Here is a 23,951-nt window from a genome sequence, read left to right on the forward strand (position 1 = left end):
TTAGCATTTCATCTTATTTAATATACATAAAATGACAGAAATTGATTTTTGGAATGGCAATAGATCCGAAATTAGACAATTGTATGAGCGCGAAATTTTGGAGGCTGTTTTAAAATCAACAATTAAAAAATATGGAGATTTTAGCATCAAAGAATCCTTTACAGAATATTCAGGAACTGAAGAATCAAAGGCTTTTAGTAAAAAAAATCACCATCTTTTAGTAACAATTGCAGGAAATCAAAAGTTTGCTGATGAAGAAAAAATTGTCATTTCAAAACCCATTGCTAAGAATTTATTAGGCTATCGAATTTTAATCATCAATGCTAAGGATGCTAAAAAATTTAGTGAAATAAAAGAGGCTGAAATTCTAAAAAAATACGTTCAAGGAATTCCTGAAACTTGGAGTGATGCAGCTATTTTTAGATACAACAACTTTATTGTTTCTGAAGAAGGAAATTTTGATGATATTTTTAAACGACTTTCCAGAGCAAATTTTGATTACGTTACATTTGGAGCCAATGAAGTTTTGAGTGTCTTTGAAAATCGAGCTTCAAAACTAAAAACCTTGGAAATTGAATCTAAATTATTGATTTTTTATCCATTTCCACTCGTTTTTTATGTGAATCCTACAATGCCTGAACTGGCAAAAAGAGTAGAGGAAGGTTTGCAAATAATTACAGCATCTGGAGAATTGGATGCTATTTTCAATAACTATTATTCAGATATTGTTGATACATTGCAAATGGATAAAAGAACACTTTTTGTGCTCGATAATCCATTGATTCCAAATGAATTTGCAAATTTACAACCCAATTTAGTTGAATTATGATTTTTAATTCAACAAGCAAAAGAAACATTTAAACATTAGAAACAATTTTTAAAAAAATGAACTTACAAAACGCACAACAACAAGTTGATGAATGGATTAAAAATCACGGAGTTCGTTATTTTAACGAACTAACAAATATGGCCCAACTTACAGAAGAAGTAGGCGAAGTTGCCAGAATTATTGCAAGACGTTATGGCGAGCAAAGTGAAAAAGAGTCGGATAAAAACAAAGATTTAGGCGAAGAATTGGCTGATGTTGTTTTTGTAGTTTTGTGTTTGGCGAATCAAACGGGTGTAAATTTGCAAGAGGCTTTTGAAAAAAAATTAGACTTAAAAACCAAACGCGATCACGATCGTCATCAAAATAATCAAAAATTACAACCATGAGTTTTTTAAAAAAAATACAACAACCTAAATTTTTACCTAATTTTTTAAAAGTAGCCATTCCTTTTTTTGTTTTGGTTACTATCTTTTCATTAGCAATCAATAGTTGGAGCGATATTTTTGCTGGAGATTTTGCAAAAGTAGCAGAAGCAAATTTTAACAACGGAAAATGGAAAGCTTTTTTTGGTTATAAAATTGTGTTTAGTGCCATTTATGGGTTGTATATCACAAATAAAAATATGAAATAAAAAAAGCGACTTGTAAGTCGCTTTTTTTATTTAATTTATTGAAAATCAATCAATTTGAATCAAATCAATAATGCTTTCTTTCACTTTTTGATTCAGTTCTTTTACGCCATTATCAAACAGTGAATACAATTTTGCAAGTTCGATATCAATTTCTTTTACAATTTCATTTTTAAATTCAATAGCTTGATTAGTAGGAGCGTAATTTCCAATTCGTGTCAAAGAGTTCAAATGTGCCAATTTATTATTCAATCTGATTGGAAAATTCAACGGATCTTGACTACTTTTACTTTTTGTTTGATACAAAGTTTCTTCAATTACTGTTATATCTTTCACTAATTTCGTAGCAAAATCCAACAATTCTTTGTGAGTTTTGGTGTCTTTGATTGATTTTTTCAATACATCAACTTGCGATCTTACTTTTTGAACATTTTTTAATGCTTTGTGAATTTCAGTCACCTTTGTGTTGATATCATTGATAAAATCAAATTGCGCTTTCATATCATTTTCTGTTGCTTCCGACATTGGATTTCTCAAAATCGAAAAATTTTCAGATTTTTTAATTTCATTTACAGCCAATTCTACTTTATAATTTCCAGGTAATGCCATTGGTCCACTTAATGATGCCCACCATAAAATCATTCCTTCAACAGATTCTGCTCCATCATACATCATATTCCAATTGAAAAGATTGTTTCCGTCTTTAACAGTGAGCTTTTCTTCTTTTTTATCCTTATTAGGTTTTGTGGAAAATGTTTTAATCAATGTATTTTTTGCATCATAAAATGACAAAGAAATAATGTCTTTTTCCTCTATTTTATCGATATAAAAATTAACTGAAACACCTCCAGCGTGATTGGTTCCTTCAGTTTTTGAAGTTCTTCCATTGCCACCACTTAAATTATAGGCATCAATTGGTTTGTATAGAACCACTTTTTCTTTATAAATAGTACTATTTAGTTGATGTAATGGTGTTAAATCATCAATAATCCAAATAGATCTTCCTTGTGTTGCTGCAATCAAATTATCGTTTTTAATAGCTAAATCTGTAATTGGAACAATGGGTAAATTTTGCTGAAATGTTTGCCAATTTTTACCATCATCAAAGGAAATATACATCCCTTTTTCAGTACCTGCATACAACAAACCTTTTCTTTTTGGATCGGCTCTTAAGGCTCTTGTAAAACTCTCTCCTTCAATTCCAGATACAATCAATTCCCAAGTTTTTCCGTAGTTTTCTGTTTTATAAATATACGGTTTGTAATCTCCTGATTTGTATTTTGTTCCAACTATATAAGCTCCTCCTTTGGTAAAAGGATCTGCTTCAATGCAATTGATCATCATCCATTCTGGCATTTTTTTAGGAGTCACATTTTCCCAATTTTTTCCATTGTCTTTTGAAACGTGTACCAAACCATCATCAGATCCAGTCCAAATCAAACCTGGTTCAAAAGCAGATTCTGTTGCGGCGAAAATAGTTCCATAATACTCAACACCTGTATTGTCTTTGGTGATTGGACCTCCAGAAGGACCTAATGTTTTTGGGTCATTCCTTGTTAAATCGGGACTGATTAACTGCCAAGATTGTCCTTCATCTTCTGTTACATGCAAATGATTGGATGCTGCATACAGTCTTTTTTTATTATTTGGTGAAAAGAAAATCGGGAAATTCCATTGAAAACGGTATTTGAAATCTTCAGCTCCATGTCCCATAGGATCATCAGGCCAAACATTGATGGCACGTGTTTCATTAGTTTTATGGTTCACTCTTGTTAAAAATCCGCCATAACTTCCTCCATAAACAATATCATCATTTAAAGGATCAACTGCAATGTGCGCACTTTCGCCACCAGCAGTTTCTTGCCAATCACTTTCAGTGATAAATCTTTCAGAAGTTCTGTGCGAAATTCTGATGGTAGAATTGTCTTGTTGTGCTGAATAAATTCGGTACGGAAAATGATTATCAGTTGTCAATCTGTAAAACTGAGCTGTTGGCTGATTCATATAAGTGCTCCAATTTTCACCTGCATCAAATGAAATTTGTGCTCCACCATCATCCCCAATAATCATTCGTTGATTGTCTTCAGGAGCAATCCACAAATCATGATGATCTCCATGAGGCGCATTGTAGGTTTTGTAGGTTTTGCCACCATCTGTAGATTTGTGATAATTTACGTTTAAAACGTATAAAATATTTTCATCTTGAGTATCAGCATACAAACGCGTGTAATACCAAGCTCTTTGACGTAATTTTCGTTCGGAATTTATCAGATTCCAAGTTTTTCCAGCATCCGTAGATTTGTAAACTCCGCCTTTTTCATTTTCAATCAACGCCCAAACTATATCAGAATTTACTGGAGAAACTGTAATTCCGCTAATCCCCCAAATGCCATTTGGCAAGCCTTTATTTGTTGAAATATTTGTCCAAGTTTCACCACCATCATTACTTTTATACATTGCTGAACCTTTTCCTCCTGATGACAAACTGTATGGAGTTCTTCTTACATCCCAAGTTGTTGCGTATAAAATTCTTGGGTTATTTGGATCGATAATCAAGTCAATTGCACCCGAATTTTCATCAGCAAACAACACTTTTTTCCAAGTTTCACCACCATCAACTGATTTATACACGCCTCTATCTTGCGTTGGTTTGTAGATATCACCCAAAACTGCTGCAAAAACAATATCCGAATTTTTTGGATGAATGCGCACTCTAGGAATATGTCTTGAGGTTGATAAGCCAACATGTTTCCAAGTTTTTCCAGCATTTTCAGATTTCCAAATGCCATCTCCAGAAGAAACATTTCCGCGAACGGTTTTTTCGCCCATACCAACATAAATCACATTATTATCGGATTCTGAAACAGCAACTGCACCTACAGATCCACCAAAAAATCCGTCAGAAATATTTTCCCAAGTATTGCCTGCATCCGTAGTTTTCCAAACGCCACCACCTGTTGAACCCATATAAAATAGATTGGCTTTATTGGCAACTCCAGTCACAGCTGCACTTCTTCCGCCTCTAAAAGGACCAATATTTCTCCATTCAACAGCACTAAAATATGCTTCAGAAACTTTGTCAACACTTTTTTGTGCGTTAACTTTGGCGGCTGTTACAAAAAATAAACTGATAACAAAAAATACGATTTTTTTCATTTTGATACATTTGAAATTGTAATCGTAAAAATATGAAAATTAAATCTGTTTGATACCATCGAAATTATGGACTTACTTTTATACGTTTTAAAACACAAAAAAATTTCACAGAATATTACCATTTCTGGTTCAAAAAGTGAATCTAACAGATTGTTGATTTTACAAAAATTATTTCCTGAAATTTCGATTGAAAATTTGTCAGATTCTGATGATTCTGTGCATATGCAACACGCATTATCAACTGAAAAAGAATTGGTTGATATTGGTCATGCAGGTACAGCAATGCGTTTTTTAACTTCGTATTTTGCTACTACTGAAGGTAGAAATGTGATTTTAACGGGTTCTGAAAGAATGCAAAACAGACCTATCAAAATTTTGGTGGATGCTTTGCAAGATTTGGGAGCAAAAATCGAATATCAAGATAAAATTGGATATCCTCCACTGAAAATCTCTAGTACAAAAATTACCAAGGAAAAAGTACAAATTCATGGAAATGTTAGTAGTCAATACATTTCTTCGTTGTTGTTAGTTGCATCAAAATTAGAAAATGGTTTGACGATTGAATTGTTGGGTGAAATTACTTCCATTCCTTATATTGAAATGACGCTAAGTTTGTTACATCAATTGGGAATTGAAACCAAATTCGAGGGAAATTTTATTCAGGTTTTTCCAAAAAAATCAGTTCAAAATCAAACAATAGTTGTAGAATCAGATTGGTCTTCAGCTAGTTATTTTTATTCAATTGTGGCGATTTCGGAAATTGGTTCTGAAATTATATTATCAGCTTATAAAAATAACAGTTTACAAGGAGATTCTTGTTTGGCAACAATTTATCAGCATTTTGGAGTGGAAACCGTTTTTCAAGAAAATTCAATTACACTAAAAAAGATTAAAGAAAGCAGTAAAGAACTTTTAGAAATCGATTTAAAAAATGCACCAGATATTGCTCAAACTATTGCTGTTACTTGTTTTGCTGAAGGAATTGCGTGTAATTTAACAGGATTACATACTCTAAAAATTAAAGAAACAGACAGATTGGAAGCTTTGCATGATGAATTGACAAAATTAGGAGCCACAATTTCTGTTTCTGACAAGAGTTTGCATTTAGAAAAATCGGCTGAAATAAAAAAAAATATTCAAATAAAAACCTATAATGATCACAGAATGGCCATGGCTTTTGCGCCTTTGGCTTTGAAAGTTCCCATCAAAATATTAGATGCTGAGGTTGTTACAAAATCATATCAAAAATTTTGGGATGATATGCAACTAATTGGTATTGAAGTAGATGAATTAGTTTAGCGTTTGATGATTTTTATTTTTTCTAATAAAATTTGTGATTTTTCTGGTGAAACAGGAATTTGATTTTTATCTTCTAAAGTCAAACTTCCTCCATCTGATTTATTAAAGGAAACCACTTGTTCTAAATTCACAATATAAGATTTGTGGACTCTTAAAAAGCGGTTGTCTACACATAAAATGTCTTCAAAATTTTTCAGATTTCTACTTACTAAATGCTTTGTGCCATTATTGCAAAAAACTTCTGAATAAGCACCTTCACCTTTAATATATGAAATTTTTGTAGTGTCAATGAAAATCAAACTTGACCCAGATGGTACAGCAATTTTAGTTATATTTTCTTTTAAAATATTTTCTTTTAAAGCTTGAAGATTTTCAATTTTTTGAATGTTTTTTTCCAATCTTTTAATCGCTTCAACCAATTGTGTTGGATTTATTGGCTTTAATAAATAATCAATTGCCGAGAATTTGAAAGCTTGAATAGCATATTGATTGTAAGCAGTTGTAAAAATGATTGAAAAATCAATTTCATTTTCATCAAAAAAATCGAGTAACTCTAATCCGCTATGACCTGGCATTTCAATGTCTAAAAAAACTATTGTTGGTTTGTGTTTTCTGATAGCTTTGATACCTTCAGGTAAATTTTCGCAATCGGCAACAATGGTAATATTAGGGCAATATTCTTTTAAAAGTAATTGTAGTGTAACCCTTGCTCTTTTTTCGTCATCAATAATAATTGTATTCATAGCATTAATAGTTTATATAAATTGACAAAACTACCTTTGTTCCAGTTGGTTTTCCTTGTTGATTTGTTTTATCAATAATTGAAATTGTTGAGGTTGTATTGGTAAATTGATTTAATAATTCAATTCTGTTTTGCATGGCTTTTGTTGCAAATGAAATATGATTTTTATTCTTGATGGAATTTAATTCTGAACTTTTTTTTCTGCCAATTCCATTATCATCAATAGAGATTTTTAGTGAATTTTCAATTTTTTCAAAATGAATTTCAAGTTTTTTAAGTCCTTGTTTGTGCAATAAACCGTGCTTTACAGCATTTTCTACATAAGGTTGAATCAATAAAGTTGGAATTTTAATAGTGTCAATTTCTATGTTTTTTTCTACAATAATTTCAAACATAAAATCTTTTTCAAAACGAGCTTTTTCAATTTCTAAATACAATTTAAGGGTTTTAATTTCATCATGAATGGTCACAAAATCTTTTTCAGTTGCCTCTAAAATAGTGCGTGTTAGATTCGAAAATTTTGATAAATATTCAACAGCTTCCTTTTTTTCGTTCGATAAAATATACGATTGCAACGTATTCAATGCATTGTAGAAAAAATGTGGATTCATTTGCGATTTAATAGCCTTTAGTTTAGATTGATTTAGGTTTTTCTCTAGATTAATTTTATCTAATTTCAGCTGATTTTTCTTATCAATTTGTTGTAATTTTCTAGTATATAAAAAATATAATGAACTTAAAGTGATTAAAATCAGCAGAATAATAAATAAAGGAGTTTTCCAAAATGGATTTTTTATGGTGAAATTTATCGTCTCAAAATTTCCTTTTTCATTTAGTTTTAAGGTAACAGCGTAAGTTCCAGGAGCCAAAGAAATTAAGTTTACATTTCGGCTATTGGATTCTAATTGATACCAATTAGAATTATTGATTTTATAAAAAACAGTATTTTTTTCATTGGGTAAAAATGACAAAATTGAAAAGTCTATTTTAATATTATTTTCATCATAATTCAATGTTTTAGCCTCTGAAACATCAAGAAAAGTATCATTGACCAATGTTTTATTAATGATTAATTTTGGATTGCTATTTTTTTGTAAAAGCGTTCTGTTTTTTATTAAAATTCCTTTGGATGAAGCAATGTAAATGTTGTTTTTAAACAAAGTAATATCACTAATGGTGATATCTTTTCTTATTGAAATAATTTTTTTATGTGTATTATTTTTGAGATCAAATTCTAAAATTTCATCGGCAATAAAAGCATATAAAAATTGCTCTTGAATTTTTATAAATTCAACAATTTCATTTTCGTAACCAAAAGGAAGTTTAAAAAGTGAGATATTGTTTTGAGTGTCAATTATAAAAATTTTCTCGTTAGTTGAAAGTGCGTATACTTTTCCATCAAAAAAGTTTAGTTTGCTAAAATAACAAGTGCTGTTATTGTAGGTAATTTCTTCTTGAGAATTGGTTTTTTGAGCAATCAAACCTTTGTTTGTTGCATAATAAATTGTGTTATTAACAGGATTAAAAACAGATGATTTCCCATTTTTACCTCTAATTAAAAAAGCATTGTTGAACTTTGTATCACTTGTATCAATTTCGCTTTTAAACAAAGCATCCCAATCACTTTTAAGATTCGGATTTGTCATGATCAATCCAGAGTTATTTGTGGCTGCGTAGGTTATGTATTTTTCGTCAACTCTATTGATGTCTTTTACAGCATTAACTATTTCTAAAATCAATTTGTTATTGGATATAACTCCAAATTTTGAGGATGTAAAATAAATCTTTTTCGAAATTTCATCATACATTAATTGATTGACTGCATGATTACTTTGTCCTTTATAAATTGCTGAAAATGAATTTTCTAAAACATCAAATGTGTATAGTTCAGCTTTGTCTGTGCCAATAATTATTTCGGAATTTGTTTTTGTAATTGTATTCGGAATTTTATCAAAAGCGATAAACTTTGTATCAAAATTTTCTACAAAGAATACTCCTTTATTTAATGTTGCAAACCAATAATTTTGTTGTTTGTCTCTAAAAACGTTCGAAATATTTTCGTTTTTAAAAAAGTGAATTGGTTTATCATTTGATGAAATTTTTAAAGTACCTTTTGGGGTGCAAACCCATAATTCATCATGGTAAGTTGAAATATTTTGGAAAAAATCAATAGAATAATCAATTTTTTTATGGGTGAAAGTACCGTTTTCAAAAATCAGATAATTTTTATTGAATTTTGATGAGATTAGAATTCCTTTTTTGTACTTCTGTAAAAAGTTGAATGGAAAATCATTTTCAAATATTTTTGGCAATTTGTATGATTTTTTATTTCCTTTTTCATCAATTTCATATAATTTCTTGCCTAGAACGTAAAAGTGTGTGTCGTTTGAAACACTAAATTTATAATATTCATTTATGGCTATTCTCTTTTTTAATTGAAGTGACTTTAAATCATAAAGATTTATGGAATTTTGTTGCAACACAAACAGAGTATTATTGATAATTCCAAATCGAAAATAACTAATACTCTCTGCGTTTTTTAAAAGTTTTAGTTCGTCATTTTCTATGTAATACAAATAACCATCAAAATTTTCGTACCAAATTCTACCATATTTATCTTCTAAAATACCTGAGCCAGATTTGGAAGTTTGTAATTTGTTTGAAAATGTTTTGATTGTTGCCCCGTCAAATCTACAAATACCTTTTGCAGTAGAAAACCATATAAAGCCTTTACTATCTTGAAAAATATCATAGACGCTATTTGATGGAAGTCCGTTTGTTTTATCAATTATAGAATAATTAGGATTTTGTCCAAACAAAAAAAACGAAGTTGAAAAGAGAAGAAATAATATAAATTGCTTCAAAAGAATACTTTTTAGATCAAAAGTAAATATACAGATAAGTTTAAAATCAATAAGTTAACGAAACATACTTTTTAATTAATAAAAACTTGTTTTGTAAACTGAAACCGTCTTTACGTAAACTGTTTCATTTTAAGCATAAGTAACCAAACTACTTTTGTTTTCGATTTTATAATTACGATAAGAATAATAGTTTTATCACATCATTAGAAATTAGATTTTATATCAATAACAATATAAAAAAGGGGAAATTTTATACAAGTTACAGATTTATAAAATTATTCAAATACCTTTTTTGAAAAAGAGGAAAGTCAATGTGATTTGTGTTTTTACACAAGTCACATTTTAATTTTATAGAACTATTTATTTATTAAAAAATAATAGTTGCCAATTTACTTGACAACGCCTGTTTTGATATTGTATCTTTGCCGCCTTTACTAAAACAGTCTTATGAAATTATCACACTTTGAGTTTACATTACCAGATGAATTATTAGCAGAATATCCTTCTGAGCACAGAGACGAATCTCGTTTGATGGTCTTAAATAGAAAAACACAAACTATTGAGCATAAATTATTTAAAGACATTATCGATTATTTTGATGAAGGTGATGTTTTAATGTTGAATAATACCAAAGTTTTTCCAGCAAGAATGTATGGAAACAAAGAAAAAACAGGCGCAAAAATCGAAGTTTTTTTATTGAGAGAATTGAATGCTGAAAATCGTTTGTGGGATGTTTTGGTTGATCCTGCAAGAAAAATCAGAATTGGAAATAAATTATTTTTTGGTGATGATGATAGCTTAGTTGCAGAAGTAATTGACAATACAACATCTAGAGGAAGAACTTTACGTTTTTTATTCGATGGAAGTTATGAAGCTTTTAGAGAAAAATTGATTGAATTGGGCGAAACGCCACTTCCAAAATACATTAACAGAGAATTGCGCCCTGAAGATGAAGAGCGTTATCAAACCATTTATGCAAAACACGAAGGCGCAGTTGCTGCACCAACAGCAGGTTTGCATTTTTCAAAACACTTAATGAAGCGTTTAGAAATTAAAGGAATTGAATTCGCAGAAATGACCTTACATGTTGGTTTAGGAACTTTCAGTCCAGTTGAAGTAGAAGATTTATCGAAACACAAAATGGATTCTGAGCAAATCATTATTCCAGCAAGTACAGCTCAAAAAATAAATCAAGCCAAAAAAGAAAAAAGAAGAATTTGTGCAGTAGGTACAACAGTGATGAGAACTGTAGAATCTTCAGTATCAGCAAATCAATTGTTAAATCCTTATGAAGGATGGACGAATAAATTTATTTTTCCTCCTTATGATTTTAGCATAGCAAATGCAATGGTTACGAATTTTCATACACCAAAATCAACATTAATGATGATGACTGCAGCATTTGCAGGATATGATTTTTTAATGAAAGCTTATAAAGAAGCTGTTAAAGAAAAATACAGATTTTACTCTTATGGCGATGCCATGTTGATTATTTAATTTTTTAAATTTTAAAAAAGTAAGTTAGATTTTAAAAACCTCACAAAAATGCTTGTGAGGTTTTGTATTTTTGCAAACCATGGAAATCATAAAGAAAGATATTAGAGCACTTACCAAAGAACAATTACGCGATTTTTTTGAAAAAAATGGCGATAAAGCTTTTCGCGGAAACCAAGTGTATGAGTGGCTTTGGAATAAGTCTTTGCATTCATTTGACGACATGACCAACATTTCTAAACAAACAAGAGAAATGTTAGAAAAACACTTTGTCATCAATCATATCAAAGTAGATTCCATGCAAAAAAGTGCAGATGGAACAATTAAAAATGGCATCAAATTGCATGATGGTTTGGTTGTTGAATCTGTTTTAATTCCAACAAAAAAAAGAACAACAGCTTGTGTTTCTAGTCAAGTTGGTTGCAGTTTAGATTGTAAATTTTGCGCAACTGCGCGTTTAAAAAGAATGCGCAATTTAAATCCAGATGAAATTTACGATCAAGTAGTTGTAATTGACCAACAAAGTCAGTTATATCATCAAAAAAAATTGACGAATATTGTTTTTATGGGAATGGGAGAGCCTTTAATGAACTATAACAATGTCATTAAAGCGATTGAAAAAATCACTTCTCCTGAAGGTTTAGGAATGTCATCAAAACGAATTACAGTTTCTACATCAGGTGTTCCAAAAATGATTAAAAAAATGGCTGATGATGAAGTAAAATTCAATTTAGCTGTTTCCTTACATTCAGCAATTGAAGAAGTACGAACTTCAATCATGCCATTTAACGAACATTTCCCATTGGATGATTTGCGTGAATCTTTGGAATATTGGTACGAAAAAACCAAACGAAAAATTACCTATGAATATGTAGTTTGGGAAGGAATAAATGACAGAAATGAAGATGTAAAAGCATTGATTGATTTCTGTAAATATGTGCCTTGTAAAGTGAATTTGATTGAATACAATCCAATTGATGATGGGCAATTTCAACAAGCAAGTTCTAGTGCCATCAACAATTACATTTCTAATTTAGAAATGCATGATATCACCGTAAATGTAAGAAGAAGTAGAGGGAAAGATATTGATGCTGCTTGTGGACAATTGGCAAATAAGAGTTAAGTTTTTTAATTCATGAATAAATATTTAAAAGTAATTTTCAATTTATTCTTTCTTCTTTCATCACTTATGATTTACTTCGTTATTTGTAACATTATCTTTCTTTCAATTTTTGGAATGGGAGGTATAGAAAATCAAGCAATGAAAAATGGAATTGGAATTTTAGTAATTATTGTGCCAATAATTTTAACAATTATTACAGGGTATATATTTTTTAAAATGAAGAGAAAGGTTTAATTATTGATTATTTTTGTTTTTAAATACTGAAACACTGAAATAAATTCAGCGTAAAATAGTTCACCATAAATGAAACCAGTAGAACTTATAAAACTTCCTATCAAAAATGAAATGGAACTCTTTGAAAAAAAATTCAAAGATTCCATGCAATCCAATGTGCCACTTTTAAACAGAATTACCTATTACATTATTCGCAGAAAAGGAAAGCAAATGCGACCTATGTTTGTTTTTTTGGTGGCAAAAATGGTTTCTGATGGTGGTTTTGACGAACGAACGTATAGAGGAGCATCAGTAGTTGAATTGATTCATACAGCTACTTTAGTGCATGATGATGTGGTTGATGATAGCAATAGAAGACGTGGTTTTTTCTCGATAAATGCCCTTTGGAAAAATAAAATCGCGGTTTTAGTTGGGGATTTTTTATTGTCAAAAGGATTGTTACTTTCGATTGACAATGGCGATTTTGATTTGCTAAAATTGATTTCAATTGCTGTTCGCGAAATGAGTGAAGGCGAGTTGTTACAAATTGAAAAAGCCCGAAAATTAGACATTTCCGAAGATATTTATTTTGATATCATTCGTCAAAAAACAGCCACGTTAATTGCGGCTTGTTGTGGAATTGGAGCAGCTTCAGTTGGGGCAAATGAAGAAACGGTACAGCAAATGCGAAAATTCGGTGAGTATATTGGCATCGCTTTTCAAATAAAAGATGATTTATTTGATTATACTGATGAAAAAATTGGAAAACCAACAGGCATTGACATCAAAGAGCAAAAAATGACTTTGCCTTTGATTTATACATTAAATACCTGTTCTCCAAAAGAAAAAGCATGGATTATCAATTCTGTAAAAAAATACAATCGAGATAAAGTTCGTGTTAAAGAAGTCATCAGTTTTGTAAAAAATCATGGAGGAATTGAATATACAACTTCAAAAATGAATGAGTATAAAAATAAAGCACTTGCTATTTTAGAACAATATCCAAATTCTGACTATAAAAATTCCTTAAAAACTATGATTGATTACGTTGTTGAACGTAAAATTTAGTCAGTTTAAAGAGTATTTTTTATATTTGATTTTCAAGAAAAAATCAAACTATGAAAAAAAAATACTTCCTCTTATTTATTGTAGCCTTATTATTTTCACAAATTAATTTTTCTCAATCAAATTCAGGAATATATTTTCCAATTTCTGATGCTGAAAGAAACCAAAAGTGTTCTTATTTTACAAATGCATTTCATCAAAAACCAAAAGAAGTTAGATTTAGTATTGTAAAAGAAGGAAATCAACTTTTTTTAAGTACCAATGATAAAAATTGGTTTGCTGCAGTTTTTAAAAATTCAGGAGATGGAGTTGCAATTGATGTGGTTTCTAAATCTATTTATGATTGCAATAAAGATTTTGAAGATTCTCAAATCAAAGGAACTTTATTACAACCTGTTTTTGCCCAACAATTACTTAGAGGATTTAAAAAATCGGAAAAATCTGGAAATTTTCAAACCCTAGTAGGTTCAATTCCAAAAGAATTGCAAAATGACGAATTAGAGTTTAACATCCTGTTTTTAAATAATAAAGCTTTATGCAGATACCAAACAATTTATAACCTTGAGTCATTTCCTTGGGACTTGTTAGATATGGGAGTTTATTTAGATTCCCTTACTTATAAGGATAAAAAAATTACTACAACTGATAAATTTGTCACTAAGTACAAAACATTAAAGTTCATCATTCCTTTTCAAAAAAATAAATATGAGTATGTTTCTGAAGACATAAAGCCTTTGTATGATAGTTTAAAATTGACTGATTTTACTATAAAAAAGATAAATATCAAAGCGTATTCTTCTATTGAAGGAAGTCTTGAAAGGAATTTAGAATTGCAAGAAAAACGAGCTAATAGTATCATTAAATCACTACAAACATTTCAACAACCTAATATAATTACAGAAATTTCTACCTCAGAAAATTGGGTTGAATTTTTAAATGATATCTCAAAAACCAATTATAAAGATTTTAAAGAACTTTCAAAAAGTGAAATAAAACAAAAAGTTGTTGGAAATGTCTCTTCGGATTTAGAAAAGTATTTAAAAAATCATAGAAAAGCGGTTATCATTTTAGAATTAGAAAAAAAAGACAAGTATAAAAATATGTCAAAAGAAAAATTGGTTGATACCTTTAATCAATTGATTTTAAATGAAAATATTGATGAAGCTTTAGTAGTTCAAAACTCAATATTCGAAAAATTGAAAGAAGAAAATTCTCCAGAATTGCTTTCAAAACTTACAGTTCCAAAGCAGCTAAAATTTATGCTAATTCTCACAAAAAATACTGTTTTTAAATATCTTTTAAATGTAAGTTATGCAAAAATTGTTTTTGATGAATTGAAGGTTCTAGAAAAATTAGACCCAAAAAATTATCAAATCAAATATAATTTAATGGTAATGAAATTTTTTATTTGGAGATATAATTGGGAAGAAATCAAAGAAAACGATTTTAAAACTGAAATTTTAGATTTAAAAAAATTTGGCATAAAGCAACAATTAATTGATAGAATGTTGGTAAATTTTCATATTGTAAAAGCCGAGAAAAACATGAAAGAGCGAAAATACGAAGCTAAAGATGACTCAGTTGATTTTATATTAGAAACATATAATAATTTTACCCTTTCAAATTTTGATTATGTAAGTTTAGCTCAGTTTCTAACATTTTATGCAAATACAGAAGAAGCAATTGATCTTTTAGAAGATAAAGTAAAAGAAATAACGATTGATGAAGATTTATTGTTTTATTACTTAAACCTTACATTAATTGATGACTATACTGTTGCATCAAAAAATTACAGAACCATTATGTTAAACGCTATTGAGATTAACAAAAAACGATTTTGTAAATTATTCGATTCTTCAAATGATGGTGGTGTTACCTTTCAGTTGTTAAAAAATAAATATCTAAAAAATACTTATTGCGAAAACTGTACTAAAAATTAAATAGTCGCTTTCAAAGAAATTACAAAATTTCTGCCTGGAGAAACAATTCCTGAGCTATAAGGTCTGTAACGTAAATCTGTTAGGTTTTCAATTCCTGATGAAAACAACAATTTTTCTTTAAATTTATACGACGTTTTGATATTTAAAATAAACCAAGAAGGTGAATACGGATTGCCATTTTGATCAATTGCATATATAAAAGGTTTTGCTATTTCGGTTTCAGGCATGTCTTCAAAAGCAACTTCACCACTGTAATTGGCATAAAATTGAGCGTTGAACTTTTCATTACTATAACTAAAACGTGTTGTTCCAAACCAAGGAGTTGCATGTCTTAATGGGTCTTTTTCTCCATTATCCAACTCTTCTTCCCCTTTTTGATAATTGAAATCTGTAGAAAATCCAAAGCCTTTTCCAAGATCGATTTCTATACCTGTTTGAAATCCATATACATTTGCTGCAGCAGCATTTTGAATCGCTTGCACTTGGCTCATTTCTCCATCATACATGATTTGTGATTGTCCATTCAATGTAAAGTTTCTACGAACCATGGCATTTTTTAATAAAGTATAAAATCCTGTCAACTCAACTTTTACAAAATCGCCAAATGTTTTTGCTACAGAAACATCTGTATTATAAGCATATTCTGCTTTCAAATTTGGATTTGGAACAACTACAAAACCAGGTTCAGAATCAAAAACTTTTCCAACATCATCTACATTTGGCGAACGAAAAGCAGATGAAAAATTGGTGCTTAACAACCATGTTTTTTCGGGTCTAAAAACCAAACCAATACTTCCTGAAAATGCTGCATCATCAATTTTTGCTTCTGTAAATGGAAATGGATAAAAAGTAGTATCAAAAACAGCATCTAACGTATAAAAATTATAACGCAAACCTGTTTGTAAGGTCCATTTTGAAGCAAAATCTGTTTGATTTGACACATAAAAACCTAAAGAAGACCAAGTTGCATTGGGATATCTGCTTGGTCCTTTTTGTGAAATATTGGTAGAAATATCTGTATTAACTCCTGTAGAAGTTACCTCATTAAACACATATTCTGCACCATAAAATAGTTTATTTCGTTTGCTTAATACCTTTGAAAAATCCAAATTGGTTGAAAAAGCAGCCACTTTTTCAGTTCTTGTTTCTCTACTATTTCTGTTGAAACCTCTGCTAATTCTACTTTCTTCAAAATTTTGATGCGTGAGTCGTAAACTTACATTGTCAAAAAATGAATGCGCCATATTTTTATCAATTTCAAGATTATTCATCAACCATTTTTGAGGGCCATATTTCCATTCACCATCTCTTGGATTTCCATTTCTTGTGATGATTAAGCGATCATATCTATCATAACTTGATGTTTCAGAAAAATGAAAACCGTATTCAAAATCCCAATTGTCATCAGATTTAAATCCTACTTTTTGCATCAAATTGAGTTGGGTGTATCCTGTTGGAATTTGTTTTTTTGGATTTTCGTTCGTGATTGCAACATCTTGATTATTAATTCTTTCTACATAAAAATTGCGTAAATATTCTTCAGGTCCATTGCTTCCCATAGTTAAATCTCCATAATCGTTATGAGAAATACTCGTTACAAATGCCCATTTTTGAAATCCCAAATTGATATCAGCATGAACGGTTTTTTCTTCATTTGCAGACGAAAATCGTGCAAAAGCATTTCCAGAAATAAGGGCTTTTTCATCAAAAGAAAATTTAGGAGTAATGGTTTTAAAACTCATTACTGCACCAATAGCATCACTTCCATAAATTACGGAGCCAGGCCCAAAAACAACTTCTGTTTTTTCTATTGAAAAAGGATCTAAAGAAATGACATTCTGAATATTACCAGCTCTAAAAATGGCATTATTCATACGAACACCATCAATGGTATACAACAATCTGTTGGTTGCGAAGCCTCTAATCATGGGACTTCCTCCTCCTTGTTGGCTTTTTTGCATAAACACTTTGCCTGAAACAGTCAATAAATCAGCAGCAGTTTGCGGATTTAATAATTGAATTTCTTTCTTTGAAATTACGGCTACTTTTGTGGCAAGTTCTGATTTTTTTTGTTTCCATTTTGAAGCTGAAATGACAATTTCATCCATGCTCAAAATACTAGGTTCTAGTTGAATGATAAATTTGTTATTTATAATTTCAGCATAGGTTTTTAGTTTCGATTTAAAACCTAAAAAACGGACTTCTAATTTTTCTGCATTTTTAAAAGTACTAATATCTGCTTGACCTTTTTCGTTTGTAGTAACGTAGTTTTTAGTTTTTTGATCAAAAATGGTAACCTGTTCTAAACGCTCATTTGTTTCTTTATTTACGATAGTTACTGTTTGAGAATATGCGTGCGCACCAAAAAAAAGGAAAACTGAAAATAAGAATAGTTGTTTTAACATCTATAAAATCTATGATTGATAATTGAAGTTTTTACTTATCAAAAATCATACCTTTTTATGGTTTTTTGAGGTTTTATTTTAAAAATTATAAACTTAATAATTCCTCCAAAAATTCTCTTTTATTAGACAATCTTGGCACTTTGTGTTGCCCACCCAATTTTCCTTTTTTCTTCAACCATTCATAAAACAAACCTTGTTTTGCAACTTGTATTTTTGGAAAAGCCAGCGTTAAATTGTTGTATCTTTTTGCTTCATAATCTGAATTGATTGATTTTAAAGCGTTGTCTAACAACTCCGTAAAATATTGTAAATTTTCTGGTGCGTCTTTAAATTCAATCAACCATTCATGTCCTCCACTATTTTTTCCTTCCATAAAAATTGGAGCCAAAGTGTAATCTGTGATGGTTGCGTTTGTTTTTTTACAAGCCAAATTCAATGCATCTTCTACATTTTCAATGTTCAATTCTTCGCCAAAAACATTGATATAATGTCTTGTTCTTCCAGTAATTTTTATTCTGTAAGGATCTAAAGAGGTAAATTTAATGGTATCACCAATCATGTAGCGCCATAATCCTGCATTTGTGGTGATAATCAATCCATAATCAACATCTTTTTTAACTTCGGATAAAGGAATTGCTTTAGAACTTTCTCCTTTATATTCAGTCATAGGAATGAACTCGTAAAAAATTCCATAATCTAACATCAGTAATAATTCTTTCGAATTATTTTGATCTTGTATCGCAAAAAATCCTTCAGATGCATTGTAGGTTTCATAATATTTGAAACTCTTTTTTGGAATCAGTTTTTTAAACTGCTCTCTGTAAGGATTAAAATTGACACCTCCATGAAAATATACTTCCAAATTTGGCCAAACTTCTAGAATATTATTTTTGCCTGTTTTGTCTAAAACTCTATTCAATAAAACCAGCATCCAACTAGGAACACCCACCAAACTTGTGATGTCTTCGTGAATGGTTTCTTCAATAATTGCCTCTAATTTGGTTTCCCATTCAGCCAATAATGCAGTTTCTTGTTTGGGAGCTGAACTAAAATCTGCCCAAAATGGCAAATTCTCAGTAATGATTGCAGATAAATCTCCAAAATAAGAATTGTTGTCTTCGTAAATGGCTGAACTTCCCCCTAATTTCAATCCTTTTCCAGTAAATAACTGACTTTCTTCGTTGTTGGTAATGTACAAACACAACATGTCTTTACCAGCTTTTAAATGGCAATATTCTAAAGCTTCATTACTTACAGGAATAAATTTACTTTTGGCATTTGTGGTTCCACTTGATTTTGCAAACCATTTGATGGGTGTTGGCCAAAATAAATTTTGTTCTCCTTTTCTGCAACGTTCAATTAACGGAGCAATGGTTTCATATTTTTGAATCGGAACATTTTTTACAAAGTCCTTATAATTTTCAATTTCCGAAAAATGATGTTCATTTCCAAACGCTGTTCTTTTGGCTGTTGATACCAATTTCAATAATAATTCTTCCTGAACATCAATCGGATATTTTAAAAATAATTCAATTTGGTGAATTCGTTTTTTTAAAAACCATGATATGATTGAATTAACTAAAAAGAATGGCATAGTTTGCTAGTTGATTTTCGTAATTTTGTTAAAAGTTAAAAATACTAAAATTTGGTCATGAACTATCAAGGAGTGTTAAAAAAAATGAAAACGGAATATTTAGACGAGATTCAGTATTTTTTAGATATGCAATCTGATTTTTTGCACGTAAATCAACTATTGAATTCCGAAATTTCCATTTCTTTTGTAAAATATCAATGTTTGCAATGTGAATTGGAAAAGCCAATTTTTAGACAAGGTTTTTGTAAATCTTGTTTTTTTGAAACCCCAAATGCTGGTGATTGGATTATGAAACCTGAGTTGAGTAAAGCACATTTAGGCATTGAAGATCGTGATTTAGCATATGAAAAATCGGTGCAATTGCAACCACATATTGTGTATTTGGCAAATTCTAGCAACGTAAAAGTGGGTGTTACCAGAAAGCAACAAGTGCCTACAAGATGGATTGATCAAGGTGCGCACGAAGCCATAGAAATTGTTGAAGTGCCCAATAGATATTTAGCAGGAATCACAGAAGTTGCGTTAAAAGCACATGTTGCTGATAAAACCAATTGGCGAAAAATGTTGCAAAATGACTGTAAAGACGAGGATTTAGTGGTTTGGAGAGATCAGCTTAAAAAATACATTCCTGATGAGGTTTTGCCTTATTTTATTGAAAACAATCAAGAAACCCAGATTCATTTTCCGGTGTTGAAATATCCTGAAAAACCTAAAAGTTTGTCTTTAGAAAAAGAAAAAACATTTTCTGGAAAATTAGTTGGCATCAAAGGACAATATTTGATTTTTGAAGACGAAACCGTTTTTAATATTCGCGCTAATGAAGGTTTGGTTGTTGCGATTGAATTTTAAATATGAAAAAAATTATCATCTTATTTATTATTTTCTCTTCATGTAAAAAGGAAGTTTATTATTACCCTTCAAAAAAGTTTTTTGATGAAAATAAAACTACTGAAATTAGTATCGACAATTTAAATTTTAAGCAAATTACTGATTCAATTAGAAATGAATTATATAATAAAAGGAATTTGTATATTAAAGTTATAGAATTTAATAAAACCTATATTATTTCTCCATTCGCAAATACTGGCGGATATATTCGTGAGAGAAATATGTTGAAGATAATCAATGATAGTATTTTTAGAATGGATAAAACATATCATATTAGCCATTTATCAAAATTTTTAAAATTACATTATGAAAATAATAATAAGGAAATTGACCTTCCGTTTTCATATAAAAGAGCTTTTATAGAATTGTCATTAGAACCAAATGCAGATTCAAAAAAACTTAAAAATTATCTATTAAAAATACTTGAAACATACAATAAAACTGAAATAGTTTCTAAAGATAGTATTGAATTAGGTATTATGTTAGATTATCCTTTGGATAGAATATTTCCAAACCCACCTCCACCAATTCCAATAGAAATAGAAGAATAAATTTTAAAAGTTTACCAATTTTTCCAACACCATTTCTACACCAAAATTGTTATTTGATTCAGTGCTGTATTTTGCAATTTTTTTGATGTCTTCATGCGCATTTTTCATTGCGAATGAAAAATTGGATTCTTGCATCATTTCAATATCATTGTGATAATCACCAAAAACCAAGGTTTGTTCTTTTGTAACATTCAAAAGATTTTGAACCGCTTTTAAAGCATTCCCCTTATTGGCTTTTTCGTCAGAAATATCCAACCAATGTTGTCCAGAAATTTTTAATAAAACATCGTTTTTAAAATCTTGCACTATAGGAAAAATAAACTTTTCTGAGGAATCAAAATGATACACAGCAATTTTAAAAACAGGAATTGTTTTGGCAATTTCCATGACATCTTCCACTTGTTGAAAACTGTGATAATATTCTTGAAAAAGGTTGATAAAACGTTCGTCTTTACTTTCAATATATGCAGAATTATCGCAACAAAGCACCATATTTGCTCCAGCAATAGTTCGTAAAATCGGAATGATTTCTTGTACTTTTTGCGCATCTAAAAATTGTGAAAGGATGGTGGTTTTTCCTTGTTTTACAATGCCTCCGTTTTCGGCAATAACATAAATTTGATTTTTTATTGTATCCAATTTGGAAACAATACTATTGTGTTGTCTTCCACTTGCAGCACAAAAATGAATGTTTTTTTCTTGTAGTTTTTTAAAAAGAGAAAAGAATTGGCTGCTTACGTTTCCTTTGGAATTGAGCAACGTGCCATCCATATCAGAAACAACCAATTTAATTTGGGAAAAATCCATCAATTATTTGCTAGAATCTCTAATTACTAAATCGGTTTTGATGACTTTTTTTGTAAAATCAGTTAATTTGTTTTCTAATCTGTCAATTAAAATTGTAGCTGCAGTTTCACCCATCAATTCACCATGTTGACTAATTGTAGTCATTTTTGGACTTGAATGTCTTGCTAAAATTCCGTTTGAAAATGCAATAACTGACATGTCTTTCGGAATTTGATAACCCAATTTTAAAGCTGCTTTCATAGAAGCAACAGCTGCAGATTCGCCTGTTGTAATGATACTATCTAATTTATTTTTTTTCAAAAATGGCGATAAGATTTCTTCGTATTTTTTATAATCAGTATCAATAATGTTAATTACATATTCTTCATTAAATGGCAAACCAACTGTTTCTATACCTTTTTTATATCCTAAAAATCGTTGTTGACCAATATGTAAATTACTTAAAGTTGATACAAAACCAATTTTTCTATGACCACTTTTATACAAATGTTCAACTGTATTTAATGCACCATTAAAATCGTCAGTTATAATTTTATCGCATTCAATTGCAGAGGCAACTCTGTCAAACATCACAATTGGAATCCCGTTTTCAATCGTTTCTTGAAAATGAGAAAAATTCGCATTGATTTCAGTTTCTTTTGACATTGATAAAATAAATCCATCAATACTACCATTAGAAAGCATTTCAATAATTTCTAACTCTTTGTCATAAGATTCGTTTGATATACAGGTAATTACCTTGTAACCTCTCTCTAACGCTGTTTTTTCTATGCCATTAAAAACCTGAGCAAAAAAGTAGTTTAACATGGTTGGAAGAATGATTCCAATGGTTTTTGTACTTCTGTTTTTTAAACTAAGTGCGTTAAAATTAGGTTTGTAATTGTTTTCTTTCGCATATTTCTGAATTTTCTCTTTAGTTGCGTCACTAATTTCATAACTGTCATTCAAAGCCTTGGAAACAGTGGAAATTGAGACATTAAATTTCTTTGCAATGTCTTTAATTGTGAGTTTATTCATAAGAAAAAATTTTAACCACGAAGATATAAAAATAAATGCATTTTTTTAACAATTAAAGATTAACGAATTGTTTTTTTTACGATATGTTTTTTAATTTCATAGATTATGTAAGAAAATAGCAAAATATATTGAAAAGCTACTAAAAGTAAATTTTCATTCCAAGTTGAATTTGAATAAGCATGATAACTTAAAATGACAACAAACGACCAAAAAATAGGAAATTTATACTTGGTAAAAATGCATAAAAGTAAAGGAGTTGCCACATACCAAGGATGCACAGTACTTGAAAAAAAATAATAAAAACTAATGCCAAAAAGCATGGAAATAAAGAGATTTTCTAGTGAGTTATTTTTCCTGAAAAAAGCAAGTGTTAAAATGAAAATGACAGTGCTTAATGCAGTTATTTTTCCAATAATTGCAATTTGATTATAGCCTGAAATCAGATAACCAATTTCTCTGAAAAGATAGTAAAAACTGGCATTGAACTCGAAAGTTGTAAACCATAAACCAACAGAATTTGTATAGTTTGCTTTTAAATTTTGAGATAAAAAAGGCGCAAATAATAAAACAATTACACCTATAATTATCATGTAAAATACGATCAATTTTCTACTATCTATTTTTTTGATGAAACAAATAAAATTACTTGTTTTGTTTGAATTTGGTTCTGATTTTGTTGATGAAAACCACCTAAAAAATAAAGGTAAAAAGAGCATTGGAATTAGTTTTACTGAAATTGCACAACCCATAAAAACAGCACCTAAAATCCATTTTTGTTGCTGTAATTTGTAGAAACTAAGCATCAAAAAGAATAACATGACAGGTTCAAAATGCAAATTTCCTGTCATTTCAATAATGATAAAAGGATTCAAAGCATACCAAAAAATAGTGTAATTGGGAAGTTGTAATCTTTCTAATATTTTTTTCCCGATGAAAAGAATTCCAAAATCTGCTAATATGATTAGAATTCTTAAAACAATGATGCTTCCAAAAATAGATTTATTGGCAAAAAATGCGGCAATCAGAAATCCGAATTGATGAATTGGAGGATAATTGGTAAAATGACTTCCGTTTAAAACTCCCATTCCGTCATACAATGATTTTGCATCATGAATTGGAAATTGTCCACTATTTATGAATGTTTCTGGTTTGGAGAGATATGGATTGAAACCCTCAAAAATCATTCTTCCATCCCAAATAAATCTGTAAAAATCTTGAGATAAATTAGGAATCGCAAACAAAAAAATCAATTTGAAAAGAATTGAAATTATTGCTAGTTTTTTAAAACTCAAGTTGCTTTTTTTTACTAAAAAATAAAAACATCCAAAGAGAAAAA

18 protein-coding genes are annotated in these 23,951 nt (G+C 29.6%); 10 read left to right on the top strand and 8 right to left on the bottom strand.

Translation table 11 applies throughout. The features are described from left to right. The first annotated feature begins 31 nt into the window (after positions 1 to 31). Genes WHA43_RS10290 through WHA43_RS10300 form a run of 3 tightly spaced genes read left to right on the top strand, consistent with a single transcriptional unit; the run spans position 32 to position 1,460 of the window. Complete coding sequence (locus tag WHA43_RS10290; RefSeq protein WP_226742886.1) at positions 32 to 829, top strand: hypothetical protein; 798 nt, start codon at positions 32 to 34, stop codon at positions 827 to 829. A 56-nt stretch (positions 830 to 885) separates the two neighbouring features. Then, positions 886 to 1,215: a nucleotide pyrophosphohydrolase gene (locus tag WHA43_RS10295; protein ID WP_105046965.1), complete on the top strand. Its 330-nt coding sequence runs from the start codon at positions 886 to 888 to the stop codon at positions 1,213 to 1,215. Next, a complete protein-coding gene (locus WHA43_RS10300; protein ID WP_105046966.1) occupies positions 1,212 to 1,460 on the top strand; it encodes a hypothetical protein in 249 nt (82 codons plus the stop codon). The genes WHA43_RS10295 and WHA43_RS10300 overlap by 4 nt, the downstream gene beginning before the upstream one ends. Positions 1,461 to 1,505: 45 nt before the next feature. On the opposite strand, the gene WHA43_RS10305 is transcribed toward WHA43_RS10300, so the two are convergent. Beyond that, positions 1,506 to 4,613 (bottom strand): WD40/YVTN/BNR-like repeat-containing protein, encoded by a 3,108-nt coding sequence (locus tag WHA43_RS10305; protein ID WP_105046967.1) that lies wholly within the window; start codon positions 4,611 to 4,613, stop codon positions 1,506 to 1,508. Positions 4,614 to 4,679: 66 nt separating this feature from the next. Between WHA43_RS10305 and WHA43_RS10310 the strand changes: the two genes are divergently transcribed. Then, positions 4,680 to 5,912: a 3-phosphoshikimate 1-carboxyvinyltransferase gene (locus tag WHA43_RS10310; protein WP_105046968.1), complete on the top strand. Its 1,233-nt coding sequence runs from the start codon at positions 4,680 to 4,682 to the stop codon at positions 5,910 to 5,912. On the opposite strand, the gene WHA43_RS10315 is transcribed toward WHA43_RS10310, so the two are convergent. Then, positions 5,909 to 6,655: a LytR/AlgR family response regulator transcription factor gene (locus WHA43_RS10315; RefSeq protein ID WP_105046969.1), complete on the bottom strand. Its 747-nt coding sequence runs from the start codon at positions 6,653 to 6,655 to the stop codon at positions 5,909 to 5,911. The two genes, WHA43_RS10310 and WHA43_RS10315, sit on opposite strands and share 4 nt — an antisense overlap. 4 nt (positions 6,656 to 6,659) lie before the next feature. Next, the gene (locus WHA43_RS10320) at positions 6,660 to 9,518 is read right to left on the bottom strand and encodes a sensor histidine kinase (RefSeq protein WP_105046970.1); all 2,859 of its coding nucleotides are present in this window, start codon (positions 9,516 to 9,518) and stop codon (positions 6,660 to 6,662) included. Positions 9,519 to 9,965: 447 nt separating this feature from the next. Between WHA43_RS10320 and queA the strand changes: the two genes are divergently transcribed. The 4 genes from queA to WHA43_RS10340 all read left to right on the top strand — a co-directional run bounded on the left by queA (position 9,966) and on the right by WHA43_RS10340 (position 15,353). Further along, positions 9,966 to 11,015, top strand: a complete 1,050-nt coding sequence (gene queA, locus WHA43_RS10325) for a tRNA preQ1(34) S-adenosylmethionine ribosyltransferase-isomerase QueA (protein WP_105046971.1) — start codon at positions 9,966 to 9,968, stop codon at positions 11,013 to 11,015. A 79-nt stretch (positions 11,016 to 11,094) separates the two neighbouring features. Beyond that, complete coding sequence (gene rlmN, locus WHA43_RS10330; protein ID WP_105046972.1) at positions 11,095 to 12,135, top strand: 23S rRNA (adenine(2503)-C(2))-methyltransferase RlmN; 1,041 nt, start codon at positions 11,095 to 11,097, stop codon at positions 12,133 to 12,135. Positions 12,136 to 12,438: 303 nt separating this feature from the next. After that, on the top strand, positions 12,439 to 13,416 hold the full coding sequence (locus tag WHA43_RS10335; protein WP_105046973.1) for a polyprenyl synthetase family protein: 978 nt from the start codon (positions 12,439 to 12,441) through the stop codon (positions 13,414 to 13,416). 50 nt (positions 13,417 to 13,466) lie between these two features. Then, complete coding sequence (locus tag WHA43_RS10340) at positions 13,467 to 15,353, top strand: hypothetical protein (protein ID WP_105046974.1); 1,887 nt, start codon at positions 13,467 to 13,469, stop codon at positions 15,351 to 15,353. Here WHA43_RS10340 and WHA43_RS10345 read toward each other — a convergent pair. Both WHA43_RS10345 and WHA43_RS10350 read right to left on the bottom strand, forming a co-directional pair. Next, on the bottom strand, positions 15,350 to 17,758 hold the full coding sequence (locus WHA43_RS10345) for a TonB-dependent receptor (RefSeq protein ID WP_105046975.1): 2,409 nt from the start codon (positions 17,756 to 17,758) through the stop codon (positions 15,350 to 15,352). The genes WHA43_RS10340 and WHA43_RS10345 overlap by 4 nt on opposite strands. A gap of 85 nt (positions 17,759 to 17,843) precedes the next feature. Continuing rightward, positions 17,844 to 19,352: a GH3 auxin-responsive promoter family protein gene (locus WHA43_RS10350; RefSeq protein ID WP_105046976.1), complete on the bottom strand. Its 1,509-nt coding sequence runs from the start codon at positions 19,350 to 19,352 to the stop codon at positions 17,844 to 17,846. 57 nt (positions 19,353 to 19,409) lie between these two features. Here WHA43_RS10350 and WHA43_RS10355 point away from each other — a divergent pair, with 57 nt between their 5' ends. Next, positions 19,410 to 20,201 carry a DUF2797 domain-containing protein gene (locus WHA43_RS10355; RefSeq protein ID WP_105046977.1) on the top strand — a complete coding sequence of 264 codons (792 nt, stop codon included), beginning with the start codon at positions 19,410 to 19,412 and terminating at the stop codon, positions 20,199 to 20,201. Positions 20,202 to 20,203: 2 nt separating this feature from the next. Next, a complete protein-coding gene (locus tag WHA43_RS10360; RefSeq protein WP_105046978.1) occupies positions 20,204 to 20,791 on the top strand; it encodes a hypothetical protein in 588 nt (195 codons plus the stop codon). 3 nt (positions 20,792 to 20,794) lie between these two features. Here the strand turns inward: WHA43_RS10360 and WHA43_RS10365 are convergent, their stop codons facing one another. The 3 genes from WHA43_RS10365 to WHA43_RS10375 are packed head-to-tail and all read right to left on the bottom strand — an operon-like array spanning position 20,795 to position 23,907. Then, the gene (locus WHA43_RS10365) at positions 20,795 to 21,598 is read right to left on the bottom strand and encodes an HAD family hydrolase (RefSeq protein WP_146104918.1); all 804 of its coding nucleotides are present in this window, start codon (positions 21,596 to 21,598) and stop codon (positions 20,795 to 20,797) included. 3 nt (positions 21,599 to 21,601) lie between these two features. Beyond that, the gene (locus WHA43_RS10370) at positions 21,602 to 22,615 is read right to left on the bottom strand and encodes a LacI family DNA-binding transcriptional regulator (RefSeq protein ID WP_105046979.1); all 1,014 of its coding nucleotides are present in this window, start codon (positions 22,613 to 22,615) and stop codon (positions 21,602 to 21,604) included. A 59-nt stretch (positions 22,616 to 22,674) separates the two neighbouring features. Then, positions 22,675 to 23,907 (bottom strand): mannosyltransferase, encoded by a 1,233-nt coding sequence (locus tag WHA43_RS10375; RefSeq protein WP_262903987.1) that lies wholly within the window; start codon positions 23,905 to 23,907, stop codon positions 22,675 to 22,677. Positions 23,908 to 23,951: the final 44 nt, after the last annotated feature.

It is taken from the genome of Polaribacter gangjinensis (genome assembly GCF_038024125.1).
GTDB classification, from domain to species: Bacteria; Bacteroidota; Bacteroidia; order Flavobacteriales; family Flavobacteriaceae; genus Polaribacter; species Polaribacter gangjinensis.